We start from the raw sequence: 14,875 nt of genomic DNA, 5'->3' as shown, positions 1-14,875 counted from the left end.
CGCGGGAGCGCTGGCGGCTCGCTGCGCTCCCCGCTCAACCCCACTGCTGCGCAGTGGGGTTGACGGTTCCTTCGCTGCGCTCTGGAACCTTTGCTGCTTCGCAGTCACGCTTGGGCTGCGCCCAGGCGCGGCGGTTCTCCGCTGCGCTCCGCACCGCATGCCCTCGCACTGCGTGCGAGGGCATCGGGCCGCGCTCCGCGCGGCCATGGCTGGCAGCAGTGGGCGGGGTGGTGGGCTGTTCCTGTGGTCTGCCTGGGTGATGGGGTGTCGGGGGGTGTGCCGGATGAGATCGTTCGCCTCTAGGCGAGAGCTGTTCGGGCGGTGCCGTGGGCTACCGGTAAATCGGTGGCGGCTGGGCAGGTGGCGGTGGTGGGGCGGGGTTTACCGGGGGCCAGAAGGGGTCGTCCCAGGGATCGGACGGCTGCGTCGAGCTTCCAGGGCTAGGAACGGAGAAGTGAATCTTTCCTACGGCCCACAGCACCCCCAATGTGATCACTGCGGCCGTCACCATCGCTACTAAGTGGTAGAAAGCCCGTTTCAACGCTCTCTCACCTACCCAGTCAGGACATGCTCTGCCTTCTTCCTACTCTAGGCTTCCGCCTCCGAGGCGTACATGAACTCCCCTACTCCGCCTGGACTCGACCATCCAGAAGACCGCCGGCCACCTCTGCACACACGATCCGCAGTACGTCAGGCATTTCGGTGCCATGGGCCCTGCCACTCGTGGTACGGCGTGCCGCGCATGACCGGCCGAGCCTGCCGTCGCCGTCTGGAGGCGCTGGAGCCACGGGGAGGTTGCAGGCAGCAGGCCGGTAAGTGATCAGGAGGGGGACGGATACCCGAATCTGCCGGCGCCTGGGACTCTGCCAGCCGGTCCCAGGCGGCCGATGCCGCCCGCACCAGGACAGCCTCCGCGTAGAAGGTACGGACCGGGCGCAGCTGCCGCACGCCCGCAGGGACTTGATGCTAGCTGGGGCTCTGCTTCAAACAGAGCCCCAGCTTAAGTCTGGAATCATGGTCCACCAGCAAGTTATGCCATCAGCGGTGTTCTTTGGCTATCCGCTCCTTCAATTGTTTCGAGTTGTGAGACATACTTGGTCTAAAGCCGGTGGGGACGGTAAAGGTATCTCACGACGTAGATGGTGGCATTTAAATGCAGCCTGTTTTTTGAGGCAAAAAAAATGGCCTCGTGACTCTTCACGGGCCCTCATGTGGTTGCGGAAAATTACCACATGTATCCGAAGTGCTGTTCCAGGAAATGAAAGATTAGGACGAGCCGGCCAATTACCTTGATGCCCTTGCCGGCCATCGCCAGTACCCGCAGAAACCTGAATTTACGCTTGCTGCACTTGTGCTGGTGGTCCTGCTCAGAGGCCTGCTCTGATTCGTTGAGGATACTGGTACTCATAGTGATTACTTCCTTACGTTGCGTAGTCGAATGTGAACACAAATATGCCGGAGGGTGCTGACCTCCGGCGCAAAATACAGGTGTTGCTATGGTTGAGGTGCTACTCGCGTTCTTCTTGCCTTCGCTTCCTATAATACATCAGCACAGGGTCACTTGTCGACCCGTCAGTTTCCAGGGCCGAGGCGCCAGAAGGCGCCATCGCACTCCCCGCTGCTGTCTATGACAGCGTATCAGAGGGATCTGACAGAGCTCTGGTGGTGTGAACTTCCTTGGCTCTGTCAAACCAGTTAAGCAGACCACTGTCGGGATTGCCAACCCTCCTTTTTGCTTTGCACGGAGCCAGCTCACGGAGATGGCTGGAGAGCGGGCCGGCCGTTGCTGCCCGCACGGATAGTCTTCGGCCGAAGGCCATGTGATTGGGCATCAGCCTGCGGACCCGCTCTCTGCCAGCCACACGTCAGGCAGTCAGGTCGGGCAGGCGGTACTCGTACTTGCGGGGCCGAAGGTCTTCCTCGGCCGGCTCCCAGTCGGTGTAGTGCGAGACCGTTCCGCCGCTGGCGGTGTAGGGGTCAGTGACGGTGTCGACCTTTATGTCGCTGACGACATAAAGGTCGACGGCGTTGTCCTTGTCGCGGGCGTGCAGAACCTCGTTGATGGTCAGCTCGACGCTGGTGGCGGCCCCCGTCGTGCCTTTGACCTCGACGTGGCGTTCCTCGCTGCCCCGGGTACAACGCAGGTCGTAGGGCTTGCCGAGCTTCTCAACCGTCCAGCCCTGCGCTTCGTAGTGGGTGATGGCGCGCTGCTCGGCGTGTTCCTCGATGACCTTGCGCTTCTTGGGATCGGAGATGTAGCCGGCGCCGCGACGGCGGCGCTGGGGCTTCTTCTTGCCCTCCACCTGTTCAGCCGTGAAACCGGGCGACTTGTCCAGCGGGACGTCCTCGGGCTCGTCAGGGTCGAACGGGATACCGGCGAGCTCCAGGAGGCGCTGGGCGGGCATCTGGACAAGCTTGCCCATGCCGCGGTCGGTGCCCGAGCGGCGAATCGCGTCGCTGCCGGCCTCGGTCAGCGGACCCTCGGGTCCCAGCGGGACATCCTCCAGCTTGGCGAGAGGCTCAATGCCGAAACGCTGCGGGTACTTGAGGCGCCGCTCGGCCTCCTCATCAGGCCAGTGCCAGGCCTTGCCCTCGTAGAAACCGCCGCGGACCTGGAAGAGGTACAGGGTGGCGGTGCGCTGCAGCCAGTCCTCCAGCTGGACGCGGGGTGAGGCGCCGGTGGCCAGGACGGCGAACTGGGGGCGGACTCCTTCGTACTCGGGCTTCTTCTCGGGAAAACCCCACGAGAGGGTGTCGATGCCGTGCTCGAGGTTGCGCTGCGACTCAATGCTCTGACCGACATGCACCATGACGAACGTCGAACTCTTCATACAGGGCATCATAAACATGCTGCTATCGAGCAGTCGATAGATTTTCTTGTTTGGTAGCCTGTCGAGCGTTGACCCGACCGCGCATCAACTCAACGCAGTGCCGTACCAGTTGAGGCGGCGTCAACGACATGGGGTGACTGGAGCCGCTCGGACCGCTGGTTGCCGTGCAGCAGTTCGTAGAGGCAGTGGGGGGAAGCACGTGCCTGAGCAGTTTCCTAGTCTGGGCCCGGCCGCCGACAGTGCGCGCAGCCTGGAGCGCCGGCAGACGCCGGTACCAGGGGAGCCGACGGCGGGAGGACCGGTCTTATGCGTGGCCGCAGACCGGGTCGGTCACCTCGCCGCGTCCGTGCAGGATCCGGCGTTCTTCGGCCGGTGTGCGGCCCAATATCGCGCTGCCGGCTTCGGGACGCTCGATCCTGCGGAGGAGAGGAGCTGGCGGAACAGCTGGCCGCCCTTGTTCACAGCGCTGGTGCGGGCCGGGCTGAAGGACCTCCAGGTATACCTGGAGTACGGCACCCCGGGCGGCGGGCGGCGCCTAGACGCCCTGCTCGTCGGCGCCGGCCCGGGCGGCGCCCTGGGACTGGTGGTCGTGGAACTCAAGCAGTGGCACACCTGCCGCATCCTCGACACCGACCGGGTACTGCGCAGCGACGGCCTGGTGACGGCTCATCCGGTCCATCAAGTCGCCGCGTACCGCAGCTTCTTCCAGCACTGGCGCCCGCAAAGCGCACCCGAGCTCGAGGTGCGTGGCGTGGTCGTGCTGCACAACGCCACCGCCGCTCAGGGAGCCGCCCTGCTAGCCGGCGCCGGTGCGGATGCCGGCGTGCCGGTCCTGAGCGGTGAGGAGTTGTCCCGGCCCGGTGAGGTACTGGCGCGGCTGCTGAGCTGTGGAGACCTGGCGGCGCCAAGTGCCAGCCAGGTCGAGGAGTTCGAGAACATCCGGTGGCAGCCCTCCAGCCGACTCCTCGACCATGTCGGTGCCGACCTGGACGGCAACAGCGCATTCGCTCTGGTGGGAGATCAGCAGGATGCCTTCGTACGGGTCCGCCAGGCCGCGGCCCGTCACCTGCCCGGCCGCGATCCAGCCACCGCTCCAGTCACCGCTCCGGCCGGTAGCGGTGGCGGTGGCGGTGCGATCATCACGGTGAGCGGCGGGCCGGGCAGCGGCAAGACCGCTCTCGCCGTGCGGCTGCTGGGCCGTCTCATGCGCGCCCACCCCGCGACGCGCCCCCGCTTCATCACCCCCTCCGGCACGCTGCGCGCCCACCTCCTCGACGCCCTCCGCGGACACGGCGCGGCCCGCGAGCTTTTCCCGTCGGCCGGCTCCCTGCGCAGCACCGCCCGCCAGACGGGCGCGCTCGTCATCGATGAAGCGCAGCGCATCAAGCGGGGTGACGGGGCAGGCCTGCCGCCGGACCTGGCCGCCGTGATCCAGCACGTTCCCCTGGCCGTCATCTTCCTCGACGAACGGCAGATCATCCGCCCCGACGAAGGCACCACCGTCGACGAAATCCGCGCCGCCGCCCGCCGGTTCGGACGCGCCCACCACCACCTCGAACTCACCGGCTCCTTCCGCTGCAGCGGATCGGCCGCCTACACCGCCTGGGTCGACAACCTTCTCTACGGCACACCCCAGCCATGGACCGGACACACCAGCTATCAACTCGGGCTCGCCAACGACCCCTTCCAACTCCAAGAATGGATCGACCAGGCCACCACCGCCGGACACACCGCCCGCACCACCGCCGGATTCTGCTGGCAGTGGACCCGCACCCGGCCCACCGGCGCCACCACCCTCCCCCTCGACATCAGCATCGACGCACCCAGCACCACCCCCGGCGATCCACCCCGGACGTGGAAGGCCGCCTGGAACGCTGCGAGCGCGCTCACCGACCCCGACGACGGCCGCCCGATCGCCCCCCACAGCCAACTCTGGGCCAGCCACACCCGCGGCCACCAGCAAATCGGCTGCATCTACACCGCCCAAGGCCTCGAATACCACCACGCAGGCGTCATCATCGGCCCCGACCTCACCTGGAAAAACGGCCACTGGCACGCCCACCCCGAAGAGAGCCACGACCCCGCGCTGCGTCACCTCACCCCCGACCAGTACCTCCCCTACGCCCTCAACACCTACCGCGTCCTCCTCACCCGCGGCACCCACACCACCCACATCCACGCCACCGACCCCGACACCCACCACCTCCTGCACACCCTCATCCACCCACACTGACACCGCACAACGAAGCGGCGCCGAACCCCAGGGGGTCCAGCGCCGCTACGGGCGTCTACACCGTGCAGGACAACTCCTGCTTGTCGTGGCGGTTGCCGACCACCACATGAACCAACGGCAGAACCCCCACCACCACCGCCAGCACCGCCCGCCGGTACCAGTGCATCACCACACCCACAGGAAACCTGAGCACCACGACGGGGGTCCCTAGACTCAACAACCTCAGCCGACAGCCGTTAGGCACAGGCGTCAGCCCAGGTTCAGGGGTTCCCCCAATGTCGCCCACGTGCGCAAAGCCGCTCTGTCCACCAGAGCAATGCCGTACCTCGCCGCTGCCGCTTCCGCCTCCAGGGTGAAGCGGGCATTCGTCACCATGAGCGGATGCGTGGCCCGGTGGTCCGGCCGGGCCGTTCCGTTGAACATCTGCACGTCAGGCGATCCGATCTTGGCGGACGGTGACCTGCGGAGTTTGCACTGCACGACGATGCGCTCACCCTTCCCTCCCGTGGCGATGACGTCCGCTCCCCTGTCACCCGCGCCCCCGTGCGTGCGCTCCACCTCGTAACCATCGCGTTCCAGCAACGAAGCGACGAGCAGCTCGAACTGCCGGTCCGAGAGGTTGAGTATCTCGTCCAGGGAGGTGCTCTCGCTGCTGAGAAGGTACTCCTGCCGTTGCTCTTCCTGCGCGGACAGTTGCTGCAACTCCTCCCGGTAGGAGGACAGAGAAGCGGCGTAGTCTGCCCGCGCCCGTTTCAGCTCCTCGAGCAGCTCTCCCAGCGGGGCGGCCTTGGCCGAGGGAAACTCCGTGCGCCGCTCTCTGATCAGACGGCCGAGGTCCGTAATGACGTCCTCACGCGCCTGCTCGCACCACTGAACGGCCCTACCCGCCAGGGACGACAGCCTTTTCAGGTCGGCGTGGAGAATCACCTCTGCCGCGCAGCGCCCGTAGCGCACGGTGTCCTGGGGAACCGTCGCATCCTTCAAAGCACGGATGGCGCCCCGGCAGCGCTCAAGTTCGCTCTTCACCTCCTCGCCCAACCCGCGCCAATCGGAGAGCAGTTCGTCCGCCAGACGTCCCTCCGTCATCCACGCGAACGCAGCCTCCAGATCCACAGACGTCGCCTGCTCAAACGCCGACTCCAGCACACTGCGCACCGTGCGCTCCGGCGACGGCCGGACCGAATCCGCGGAAGGTTCCAGCAAGCTCATACGCGCAGCCTAGAAACACCCACTGACACCCTCATCGCGCAGACTTCACGGTCGGCCCTTACGGACAACGTCCGCACCCTCGCGCCGCAGCACAGTCACCGGCTTCCTGAAGGCGCACGGGCTCAACCCGGTGAACGGGGCGCTCCAGCCACGCCGAGACCATTGCAGCGGGCCAGCGTTTCCGTCAGCAAGCCTTCCCGCCTCAGCGGAACTCGTGGATCACCTGGATCTCCCCGACGATGTGGGCGTTGAATTCGTCCAACTCCTCCGCAGGAACCCAGAGCTCGAGGATCGTCTGCCCGCCGGCCTGCTGGATGGGATACCGGCTCAAGAACCCCGACTCGACCTCAAAACGAGTGACGAAGCCGGCGCCATCGTGCACCACGTTCCAGTCCCGCGCGATCCTGACCGCATAGTCCTCGTTGAGGACCGGGTAGAAGATCGGCTGCTCGGGCAGCCTGGGCGGCCAGACAAGCCAGTTCAGCTCCCGAACCAGATCCAGCTCCTTGGGGCCGGTGGGGCGCCAGAGGGTTGTCGTTGCTTGCTGGCTGGTCATCTGCATGGCTCTCTGAACGTAGTTCGCCGCTACGGCCGGCCGGGAGAGCGGACGATACCGGCACCGAGAACTCAGCAGCCACGCAGTTTCCGCACCCTGGCCAGCGCCGTGGCCGCCAGATACGGGACAGCCCGTAGCCATGAGACTCAGCGCAGCGCAGCGCAGCGTCCGGCGTCGACTTCGGCGAGTTGCCAGCCGCCGGGCCGGCTCGGCTACCGAGCGGCCTGCATGGAGCGTTCATGATGCACTCGGCTCACAGTGGGACGGCTTCCGAGCCAAAGGCGAGGCCGCCTTGCCGGGCGGGAGCGTGAGGGGGCTGACTTGCCAGTGTGGGTGTACCGCCGGGCGGACTAGGTTGCAGAGGTAGGTGCCATTTTTTCGAGGTGGTCCCGGTGCACAGATTTGCGTTGAGCCTCGCAACAGCCGAGCCCGCCGGCGGTCAGCGCCGACGGAGAGCCAACGCCACGGCGAGCGCGGCAACCAGCGCCGAGGCCGCCCCAATCGGCCCGGTCAGCGAGGGGTGGGCCAATGAGCCTCACGCCGTACCCGCTCCACGGTGCGCGACGACTGAGCACAAACGCATCCGTACGCGGGTGAAAGCTGGATAGAGTCCCCTGCACTTGCTCGACTTCAAGGGGGGGTCCCTTTTGCGTGCTCGTCTTTCAGCCTCAGCCATGGCCATCGCCGTCGCGGGTGTCTTCTTCAGCGCACCGGCCGCGTCCGCTGCGACCCTGCCGTCCACCAACACCGCGCACCACTGCACCCACCACACCACCGGCGCGTGCGGGTGGACGCACCACCAAAAGCCCAAGGACAAGTACGAGACCGCCAAGTGCAAGGACGCCTCCCTGTCCTACTCCCGGCACTCCCAGGGCACCTGCTCCCACCACCACGGCGTCCGCTACTGGTTCAAGTAAGCCCATCACGTAGCTGCAGGAAGGCGCCCCGGATGCCAGAGCGCCCCCCTGCGTGCTCGCCTCCAAAGGTCAGCGGCAGCTTGATAGGACTCGCGGGTCTTGTCATAACGAGTGGCTAGCCCGCGCCGCTGCTTGAGGCGATTGAAGCAGCGTTCGACGACGCTGCGGCGGATCAAGCTGAGCACGGCCGCGCGGGACCGGCTCGCCCAGCTGACGGCCGAGCACGGCACCACCATCCGCAGCCTGGCGCGGTGAAGGTTGACGGCAGCAGGACGCCGCGGGTCTGCTGCAGGCTGATCTGCGGGTTGCGGCTTCCACTGCGCCGCTGGTGGCGCGTGCACGCGAGGGTCCCGGGGCGGAGCGGAGTCCCGGGGCGGAGCGGGCTCTGCTCTAGGACGGGTGGTAGGCGGTCACCAACAGTGTGTCGGCGCTGCGCGGCCCGCCGGCGGCGGGCAGCACGTCGACGGTGATGTCGGTGAATCCGGCTTCGTCGAGCAACTTGGTCCACACATGCTCCTGCAGGACCCAGCGCCACATCGTGGTGGCTTCGCCGTCCGGCGTCTTCGCCGGGATGCCGGCAGCCACCACATCGGGCTGGGCAGGCGCCCCGCTCAGGTAGTGGGCGAGGGTAGCGAAAACCAGCCGCCCGCCCGGCTTGAGTGCGGCGGCCGCCGCTGGCAGTACCTCGCGTGGGTCGGTGAAGTCCAGGGCGCCGAAGACGCTGTACAGCGCGTCGTATGCGCCAGGCATCGCCTGCAGGTGGGACACGGCGTCGGACTGCACGATGCGCAGGCGGGGGGCGAGGTGGGCGTAGAGGTCGGTTGCCATGGCGTGCTGGGCGGGCGAGGCGTCGATGGCGGTGACCTCGCCAGGCTGGTGGTGGACCGCCAGGTGTGCTGCGTGCCGGGCTGCGCCGGCGCCGAGGTCGCCCACACAGCGGCCGGTCAGGTCACCGAGGACCTCCGGGCCAGGTCCGGCCTCCTGGCCCCAGCTCCAGAAGAAGGTGTCGGAAACGGCGCGGTCACTGGTGGCGCGGGCGCGGCCGTAGTGGTGCCAGGGGTCTGCGGTGCTGGTGGTCACCCGGACCATCCTGGCGGCCGGGAGCGGGCCGCGGACCGGTTCGCCGAAATCTCACCCGGGCGTGCTCTCGGGCCCCTCTCGTGTGGCCGGGGCCCGGGGAGCTCGCCGTTGCGGGGCGGTCAGTGCGAGTCGTTGCCGGGGTGGCACGGGCCGCAGTCGGCGGCGCCCGTCCACAGCAGCAGGTCGACTTCCCAGCCGTTGGCGGCGACGATGTGGGCTGTCTTCACAACGGAGCCGTCGTTCTTCATGTCCACCTCGGGCACGTGGTGCAGGAACTGTCCGGCGTTGTACTTCTCGCACAGCGCGGCGTACGCGACGGTGTCCAGGATGACCGTGTGGACGCCGATGTCGACGAGCTTGCTGGGCGCCAGCCCCAGCGACTCACCCCGGTGGTTCATCGCGGTCAGCAGGTAGGCGTAGCCCTGGCCGAGGACCCGGGCGGCCATGACCGAGTCGTAGGGGTAGTCCCGCATGAGGAGCCCGACCTGCTTTTCCCACAGGTCTGCCGGCACGACGTCGCGTGCGGAGCGAACCGGGACGGTCGTCGGGTCGGCAGCCGCGGGAGATGCAACAGCGGTCTTGGTTGCCATGGTGTGCCTCCGATGGACGGGTGCCCCGCGGCGCGGGGCGGTGCGTCCAGCACACCGGGCAGACGCGCGTCGCGGTAATCAACTCTCCTTGGTTGCATCGGGTTTGCACGTCGTGCAAGGGGGCTCGACGCGCCCGACAGGCGCCCGTAGCGTGGAGGGCCCCTGTCTGTGCGTGTGGGAGGGACGCGTGCCCGTTGACCCGCTCTGGAACAGCGCGACAGCACTGCATGCAGCCGCGCAGCGGCGCCCCGGCGCGCTCATCCGGATCGGACGCCGGCACCGCTGCTGGACGCTGGCCGTGCTCGCAGAGCGGATCGGCTGCTCGCCCGCCACCGTCTCCCGGTTGGAGCGCCGCACCCAGATCGCCGACCTGGCCCTGGTGCACCGTGCCGCACAAGAAGTCGGCGTGCCCCGGCACATTCTCATGGCCTCCCTCGCGCCACCGCCCGCTACTGCCACGGCGGCCACTAGAGTGACGGCCAGCCAGCGTGACGCCGAGGAGGACCCCATGCGCCGCCGTACGCTGCTCGCCGCCGCGGCGGCCGCAGGCCCAGCCGCCCTGCTGATGGGCCTGGACGATGCCCTGGCCGATACCCCCGCCCCGCACGGGGCCGGGCCGCTAGAGCGCCGCCTGGCGGGCGCCCGCGCACTGTACGACCAAGGTGAGCACAGACGGCTCCTGGCCGCCATGCCCGGCCTCATCGCCGACGCCCACCACGCCGCCGGCTCCCGCCGCAGCCTCGACCAGGCCCGGCTGTCCGCCGTGTACAGCCTCGCCTCCGCCGTCCTCATCAAGCTCGGCTCCCACGACCGTGCCCGGCTCACCGCGGACCGCGCCCGCACCTGGGCCGAGATCTCCGGCACCCCGCTCGCAGCCGCGGCCGCAGCACGCGAACTGGCCATCGTCCTGCGCCACCAGGGCCAGCACGGCGCCGCCCAGCGCCTGATGTCCTCGGCAACCGACGACCTCGAGGCGAGCGGGCTGCGCACCGACGCCACCACGGCCGCCTACGCGCAGATGTTGTGCACCCTGGCCTACACCGCCGCCCGGGCCGGGCGGCGCGCCGAGGCCCTGGCGATGACCGACGAGGCCCGCCGCGCCGCCCGCCGCCTGCCACCGGTGATTCCACAAGGGCGGCTGTTCGCGATCAGCCCAGCCGCCGTCGACCTGTACGCGGTCGGCGTGCACTGGGCACTCGGCGACGCCGGCGCCGCACTCGACGCCGGGAGAAACCTGCGGCCCGAACACTTCCCGACCGCCGAACGCAGAGCCCGCCTGGGCACCGACATGGCACGCGCCTGGTGGGCCTGGCAGCGGCCCGAACAAACCACCCACGCACTACTGGACGCCTACCGCGCCAGCCCCGGCGAAGTCCGCGACCGGCCCGCGATCCGCCACATCGTCACCGAACTCGCCGAACGACACCCACGCACCAGCGGCGTACGCGAACTGCACACCGCCGTGACACAGGCCCTCTGACACCCGTACTGCGACACAGGCGCCAGGCTACGGTTCGGGCGCGGGGACGGACTCCGCCGCTCCGGCCCCGCATCCGACCCCGCACTTGTCACTGTGAGGATCGACTGCGCGTCCCACCAGCGACCGGACGCTCCGATCTCGGTGAACTCACGGACCGGGCCATCCTCCTGATCACGCACCGACTCGCCAACGTCGCCGTGGCCGACCGGATCGTCGTCCTCGACCAGGGACGCCTGGTGCAAGAGGGGACCTACGCACAGCTCACCCGGGAGCCGGGCCTGTTCCGGTCCCTCTGGGAACTCCAGCAGCGCACCGGCGGTGGCGAGGCGGGCGACACCGCGTGAGCGCCCGCCCGCACAGGAACCGTGCTCACGAGGTGGTACTTCCCGCAGGTCCCGTGGGCCGGACCGGACCCCGCCGGCCGGGCTCGTGCCCTGGCCGCCCCGCAGCCGTCGAACACGGAGAAGCCGTGACCCACGTGGAACCGCACCAGCCTGCCCGGTCTTCCGCCGAGTCTCGCGGCGAGTCCGACGCCTGGTTGATCAGACACGCGGACATCAACCAGGAACTGGCCGCCCACATCAGGCGGTACCCCGACGAGGCGACGCCGCTGTCCGAGCCGATGCGGCTGCTGACCCGGGGCGGCTGCACCTCCCGGCACGACTTCCCAATGCACGTCACCGTCGGGGCGCTGCTGGTCCATGCCGGTACGGAGATCCTCCTCGTGCAGCACCGGGCCTTCGGGATCCTGCTCCTGCTGCAGCCGGGTGGTCACCTCGAACCGTCCGACGCCACCTTGCTCGACGCCGCGCTGCGCGAGCTGGCCGAGGAGACCGGGGTCGATCCGCAGCAGGTCGTCCGCGCGTCCCGTGCACCGGTATACATCGAGTACGGCTGAGCCTGGACGCGTTATTTGGAACCGGTGAGGCTCCGCGAACTGGTGGTTTCTGATCGGCGGGACACGCTTGTTGGCACCAAGTGGTCACGCTTCTTGCGACCAACCGCGAGTTGTCAGTCTTCTTGCAACCACCTCGCTAGGTTCTGTCCGCTCCGCCAGTGGCGCCCAGCCGCACTCGGTGACGCTGGAGATCGACCTCGGCGACCTTCACAGTAATCAGCTCGCCTTCATCGACAAGCTGATCCGGGGTTTCGACCGGCTCGTCAGTCAGCTCAGAGAGATGAAGGAACCCCACAACGTCGGGAGCAAGCTGCACGAACACACCAAAAGGAACGATCTTGGCGATCGGCCCGGTGAGGACCCGGCCGACCTGATCCGCGAACCGAATGAGTGGATCTTCCTGCAGAGCCTTCAGGGAGAGCGTGACCTGTCCGGAGCGCGTCTCCGCAATGATCACCTCAGCGGTGATCCGCTGGCCGGCTTCGACTGCCTCGGAGGGGTGGTTGATCCAGCCCCACGTCAGGTCCGGCACCCGGATGAAGCCGGTGCACAGGCCGTCCGGTTCGCCATCGACGTGAACGAAGACCCCGAAGTTGTGAACCTCGGAGACTGTCCCGGTGACGACCTGCCCTCGTTCGAACGCGAGGAGGAAGGCTCGCAGGGCCGGAATCTCGCACGCCTTGGCAGAGAGGTGAAGCTGACCTTCGCGCCAACGCCCGATCTCTTCGGCATTGATCTCCTGGCCGACTTCAAACAGCTCGGATGGATGCTCCATCCGACGCATTGACGCTTCTTGTCGAGGAATCCGACCGATCTCAGTCGCCTCTCCTTCGGCATCTACGAGCTGCACCAGGACGTCCGCGCCGTCGAACCCGGTGACCTTCACCGTTCTTACGGCCCCCGGCCCGAGGCGGTTGATCAAGGACTGCATGCGAGGGTCGGGGGCTGGCGCGGACATGAAGGTGAGCGTAGTCGGCGCTGGCCCGGACTGGTTCCAACTCTCATGACCCGGTTCCAACTAGCGCGTCACGGCTCAACGGCCAAGTCCCGGTCCGCCCGGCGAAGGGCGAGCCGGAGCACCACCACCTCGACTTCGGATACGCGTTCACGACGCGGAACGCGGACATCGGCCAGGTTCAGGAATCCGAGGTCACGGGCGCCGGCTGGTTTCCGCTCTCCGAAGCCGCATGCCTCGTCGGGCCTCGGATTCAGCGGGCCGCCGTCCTCCCGGGCCTGGTGGCCGGGGGGAAGCCCGGTGACGATTGCCGCCCGGGCCCCGCGACGGGCAACGGCGTGGAGCGCTCCGGCCTTTCGGTTCCTGCTCGGAGCCGAGGCGGTGAGCGTGTCGGGGTCGGCGGTGAGCACCGTCGCCTTGCCCGCGCTGGCCGTGCTGGAGTTGCGCGCCTCCACCACCGAGGTCGCCGTGCTCGCGTTCCTCGGACAGCTCCCGAACGCATTCGCGCTGTGGGCCGGGGCCCTGTCCGACCGGCACCCCAAGCGCCCTCAGGTGATCGCGTCGGACGTGGCGGCGGCCGGCGCGCTGGTGAGCATTCCGGCCGCGGCCCTCGCCGGGGCGCTCACGGTCGGCGCCTCAAGCCGGGCGGCCGCCTCTTCTTCTCCGCGCTGCACACCAACTCGGGCGGCACCGGGCCGTCCACTGAGGTCGCTCCGCGGTCCGAGATCCTGCGGCTGCCCGGCACCACCGACGATCACCCCGTCGACATGTGGGTCCTCAGCCCGCAGCTGTGGGAGTGGCGCATACGCACCCTACGGCCGCCGGACACCCGTCCTGACCAGCGCAATAAGGTGGATCTGTCGTTGGTTGCGACGAGGGAGGGAAGCCATGCCGAGTGCTCAGGATCACTGGAGTGAGGACGCCGCCTGCAGTTCCGACCCGGATGAGCTCTTCGTGGACGGTCCGCACCAGAAGCGGTCCAAGGCGGTCTGCGCAGGGTGCCAGGTGCGCATAGAGTGCTTGGCCGAAGCCCTCGACAACGGAATTGAGTTCGGTGTCTGGGGCGGCATGACTGAGCGCGAGCGTAGAGCACTGCTGCGCCGCAAGCCGAGCGTCACCTCGTGGCGGAAGGTCCTGGAGGACGCCCGCCGCGGGAGTGAACGGCCACGGGCCGGCTGAGGGATTCCTTCGCGAGCCCACACCCAAAGGCACGTCCGCAGCGCGGAACGCCGCGGACGTTGGCACGTCTACGTCGATGCCTCAGCCGACAGCGCCCCGATCCGTCTTGGCCTGCACGCGGTCACCACGACGACACCGTATGTCTGGTCGCCCTGAGCTCAGCCAGCCTTGCTGCCGACGGCCGCTGTCGTCCCCTCGCGTTTGTCCTGACCGGCGGTCAAGCGGGCGATGCACCCACCTTCATGGACGTCATGGCCAGCCTCCGTGTACCGCGTCGCCGTGGACGGCCTCGAACCAGGCCTGACGTAGTCACGGCCGACAAGGCGTATTCCTCCCGCGCGATCCGCGCCCACCTGAGCAAGCGCGGCATCCGCGCGGTGATCCCCGTGCCGGCAGATCAACGTGGCCATCGGCTGCGGAGGGGCCGCCGGGGTGGGAGACCGCCGGCGTTCGACCGCGAGACCTACAAGCAGCGCAACACCGTCGAACGGTGCATCAACCGCCTGAAGCAGTGGCACGGCATCGCCACGCGCTACGAGAAGACCGCGACCATATACCTGGCCGGACTCCACATCGCTGGCATCTTCCTCTGGTCCGCCTGCTGACATAGGGAAGCTGTGGGGTGTCAGCTGACGTAGATCGCTACGCCCATTGTCAGACTCTGCTGGCAGCATCCCTGCCATGAACGCCATCTTTACCACCCCGCCGCGGCTGTTCGATGTCACCGCGCTCTTCCCTCAACTGGCCCCGCTGGCGCGCACGGCGACCCGGCTGCACCCGCGGCCGGGGTCGCCGACCGTGCACGACAGTTCCGTGGGGGGGGGCCGCCCCGGGGGCCCCCCCCCCCCCCGGGGCCCCCCCCCCCCGGCCCCCCCCCCCCCCCCCCGCCGCCCCCAAGGCAACAAACCCCCACAACCCCAACACAGGCCCCACCAAAAAAACAACCG

The 14,875-nt window shown here is 68.2% G+C and carries 14 protein-coding genes and 5 pseudogenes; 9 read left to right on the top strand and 10 right to left on the bottom strand.

Going from position 1 to position 14,875, the window contains the following annotated elements; all coding sequences use genetic code 11:
* Positions 1 to 1,225: 1,225 nt before the first annotated feature.
* Positions 1,226 to 1,408, bottom strand: coding sequence for a hypothetical protein (locus tag ACIBA9_RS37795; protein WP_399370251.1), 183 nt, complete (start codon positions 1,406 to 1,408; stop codon positions 1,226 to 1,228).
* 457 nt (positions 1,409 to 1,865) lie between these two features.
* The gene (locus tag ACIBA9_RS37790) at positions 1,866 to 2,831 is read right to left on the bottom strand and encodes a protein NO VEIN domain-containing protein (protein WP_399370249.1); all 966 of its coding nucleotides are present in this window, start codon (positions 2,829 to 2,831) and stop codon (positions 1,866 to 1,868) included.
* A gap of 310 nt (positions 2,832 to 3,141) precedes the next feature.
* Between ACIBA9_RS37790 and ACIBA9_RS37785 the strand changes: the two genes are divergently transcribed.
* The gene (locus ACIBA9_RS37785) at positions 3,142 to 5,064 is read left to right on the top strand and encodes a DNA/RNA helicase domain-containing protein (RefSeq protein WP_399370247.1); all 1,923 of its coding nucleotides are present in this window, start codon (positions 3,142 to 3,144) and stop codon (positions 5,062 to 5,064) included.
* Between the two features lie 55 nt (positions 5,065 to 5,119).
* On the opposite strand, the gene ACIBA9_RS37780 is transcribed toward ACIBA9_RS37785, so the two are convergent.
* The 4 genes and pseudogenes from ACIBA9_RS37780 to ACIBA9_RS37765 form a co-directional block, all read right to left on the bottom strand.
* Entirely contained in the window at positions 5,120 to 5,257 is a 138-nt protein-coding gene (locus tag ACIBA9_RS37780) for a hypothetical protein (protein WP_399370245.1), read from the bottom strand.
* A gap of 56 nt (positions 5,258 to 5,313) precedes the next feature.
* Positions 5,314 to 6,273, bottom strand: a complete 960-nt coding sequence (locus tag ACIBA9_RS37775; RefSeq protein ID WP_399370242.1) for a restriction endonuclease — start codon at positions 6,271 to 6,273, stop codon at positions 5,314 to 5,316.
* 48 nt (positions 6,274 to 6,321) lie between these two features.
* Positions 6,322 to 6,441 (bottom strand): annotated as a pseudogene (locus ACIBA9_RS37770) (IS5/IS1182 family transposase); the annotation flags it as partial.
* A 34-nt stretch (positions 6,442 to 6,475) separates the two neighbouring features.
* The gene (locus tag ACIBA9_RS37765) at positions 6,476 to 6,829 is read right to left on the bottom strand and encodes a hypothetical protein (RefSeq protein WP_399370253.1); all 354 of its coding nucleotides are present in this window, start codon (positions 6,827 to 6,829) and stop codon (positions 6,476 to 6,478) included.
* 674 nt (positions 6,830 to 7,503) lie between these two features.
* Between ACIBA9_RS37765 and ACIBA9_RS37760 the strand changes: the two genes are divergently transcribed.
* Positions 7,504 to 7,746 (top strand): DUF3761 domain-containing protein, encoded by a 243-nt coding sequence (locus ACIBA9_RS37760; protein WP_399370240.1) that lies wholly within the window; start codon positions 7,504 to 7,506, stop codon positions 7,744 to 7,746.
* A gap of 390 nt (positions 7,747 to 8,136) precedes the next feature.
* On the opposite strand, the gene ACIBA9_RS37755 is transcribed toward ACIBA9_RS37760, so the two are convergent.
* Entirely contained in the window at positions 8,137 to 8,835 is a 699-nt protein-coding gene (locus tag ACIBA9_RS37755; protein ID WP_399370238.1) for a class I SAM-dependent methyltransferase, read from the bottom strand.
* 110 nt (positions 8,836 to 8,945) lie between these two features.
* Positions 8,946 to 9,416: a glycine-rich domain-containing protein gene (locus tag ACIBA9_RS37750; RefSeq protein ID WP_399370236.1), complete on the bottom strand. Its 471-nt coding sequence runs from the start codon at positions 9,414 to 9,416 to the stop codon at positions 8,946 to 8,948.
* A gap of 187 nt (positions 9,417 to 9,603) precedes the next feature.
* On the opposite strand from ACIBA9_RS37750, the gene ACIBA9_RS37745 reads away from it, so the two are divergent.
* The 3 genes and pseudogenes from ACIBA9_RS37745 to ACIBA9_RS37735 all read left to right on the top strand — a co-directional run bounded on the left by ACIBA9_RS37745 (position 9,604) and on the right by ACIBA9_RS37735 (position 11,794).
* The gene (locus ACIBA9_RS37745) at positions 9,604 to 10,896 is read left to right on the top strand and encodes a helix-turn-helix domain-containing protein (protein ID WP_399370234.1); all 1,293 of its coding nucleotides are present in this window, start codon (positions 9,604 to 9,606) and stop codon (positions 10,894 to 10,896) included.
* A gap of 131 nt (positions 10,897 to 11,027) precedes the next feature.
* A pseudogene (locus tag ACIBA9_RS37740) lies at positions 11,028 to 11,240 on the top strand (ABC transporter); the annotation flags it as partial.
* A gap of 125 nt (positions 11,241 to 11,365) precedes the next feature.
* Entirely contained in the window at positions 11,366 to 11,794 is a 429-nt protein-coding gene (locus ACIBA9_RS37735; RefSeq protein WP_399370232.1) for an NUDIX domain-containing protein, read from the top strand.
* Between the two features lie 136 nt (positions 11,795 to 11,930).
* Here the strand turns inward: ACIBA9_RS37735 and ACIBA9_RS37730 are convergent, their stop codons facing one another.
* Both ACIBA9_RS37730 and ACIBA9_RS37725 read right to left on the bottom strand, forming a co-directional pair.
* On the bottom strand, positions 11,931 to 12,752 hold the full coding sequence (locus ACIBA9_RS37730; RefSeq protein ID WP_399370230.1) for a S1 RNA-binding domain-containing protein: 822 nt from the start codon (positions 12,750 to 12,752) through the stop codon (positions 11,931 to 11,933).
* Between the two features lie 68 nt (positions 12,753 to 12,820).
* On the bottom strand, positions 12,821 to 13,207 hold the full coding sequence (locus ACIBA9_RS37725) for a hypothetical protein (protein ID WP_399370228.1): 387 nt from the start codon (positions 13,205 to 13,207) through the stop codon (positions 12,821 to 12,823).
* A gap of 430 nt (positions 13,208 to 13,637) precedes the next feature.
* Between ACIBA9_RS37725 and ACIBA9_RS37720 the strand changes: the two genes are divergently transcribed.
* From ACIBA9_RS37720 to ACIBA9_RS37705, 4 genes and pseudogenes are all read left to right on the top strand, one after another.
* Complete coding sequence (locus tag ACIBA9_RS37720) at positions 13,638 to 13,928, top strand: WhiB family transcriptional regulator (RefSeq protein ID WP_399370226.1); 291 nt, start codon at positions 13,638 to 13,640, stop codon at positions 13,926 to 13,928.
* A 69-nt stretch (positions 13,929 to 13,997) separates the two neighbouring features.
* A pseudogene (locus ACIBA9_RS37715) lies at positions 13,998 to 14,084 on the top strand (GNAT family N-acetyltransferase); the annotation flags it as partial.
* A gap of 11 nt (positions 14,085 to 14,095) precedes the next feature.
* Positions 14,096 to 14,533: pseudogene (locus ACIBA9_RS37710) on the top strand (IS5 family transposase); the annotation flags it as partial.
* A gap of 76 nt (positions 14,534 to 14,609) precedes the next feature.
* Positions 14,610 to 14,875, top strand: a pseudogene (locus ACIBA9_RS37705) (hypothetical protein); the annotation flags it as partial.

This window comes from Streptomyces sp. NPDC051452 (assembly GCF_044454765.1).
Lineage (GTDB): Bacteria > Actinomycetota > Actinomycetes > Streptomycetales > Streptomycetaceae > Streptomyces.
Note: the sequence above shows the minus strand (reverse complement) of the source record. Positions and strands in the feature narration are given on the sequence as shown.

Coding starts and splice junctions, on each gene's coding strand:
- ACIBA9_RS37730 (WP_399370230.1), bottom strand. CDS start 12,752: ATGTCCGCGCCAGCCCCCGACCCTCGCATGCAGTCCTTGATCAACCGC.
- ACIBA9_RS37750 (WP_399370236.1), bottom strand. CDS start 9,416: ATGGCAACCAAGACCGCTGTTGCATCTCCCGCGGCTGCCGACCCGACG.
- ACIBA9_RS37760 (WP_399370240.1), top strand. CDS start 7,504: ATGGCCATCGCCGTCGCGGGTGTCTTCTTCAGCGCACCGGCCGCGTCC.
- ACIBA9_RS37755 (WP_399370238.1), bottom strand. CDS start 8,835: ATGGTCCGGGTGACCACCAGCACCGCAGACCCCTGGCACCACTACGGC.
- ACIBA9_RS37790 (WP_399370249.1), bottom strand. CDS start 2,831: ATGAAGAGTTCGACGTTCGTCATGGTGCATGTCGGTCAGAGCATTGAG.
- ACIBA9_RS37795 (WP_399370251.1), bottom strand. CDS start 1,408: ATGAGTACCAGTATCCTCAACGAATCAGAGCAGGCCTCTGAGCAGGAC.
- ACIBA9_RS37720 (WP_399370226.1), top strand. CDS start 13,638: ATGCCGAGTGCTCAGGATCACTGGAGTGAGGACGCCGCCTGCAGTTCC.
- ACIBA9_RS37775 (WP_399370242.1), bottom strand. CDS start 6,273: ATGAGCTTGCTGGAACCTTCCGCGGATTCGGTCCGGCCGTCGCCGGAG.
- ACIBA9_RS37765 (WP_399370253.1), bottom strand. CDS start 6,829: ATGACCAGCCAGCAAGCAACGACAACCCTCTGGCGCCCCACCGGCCCC.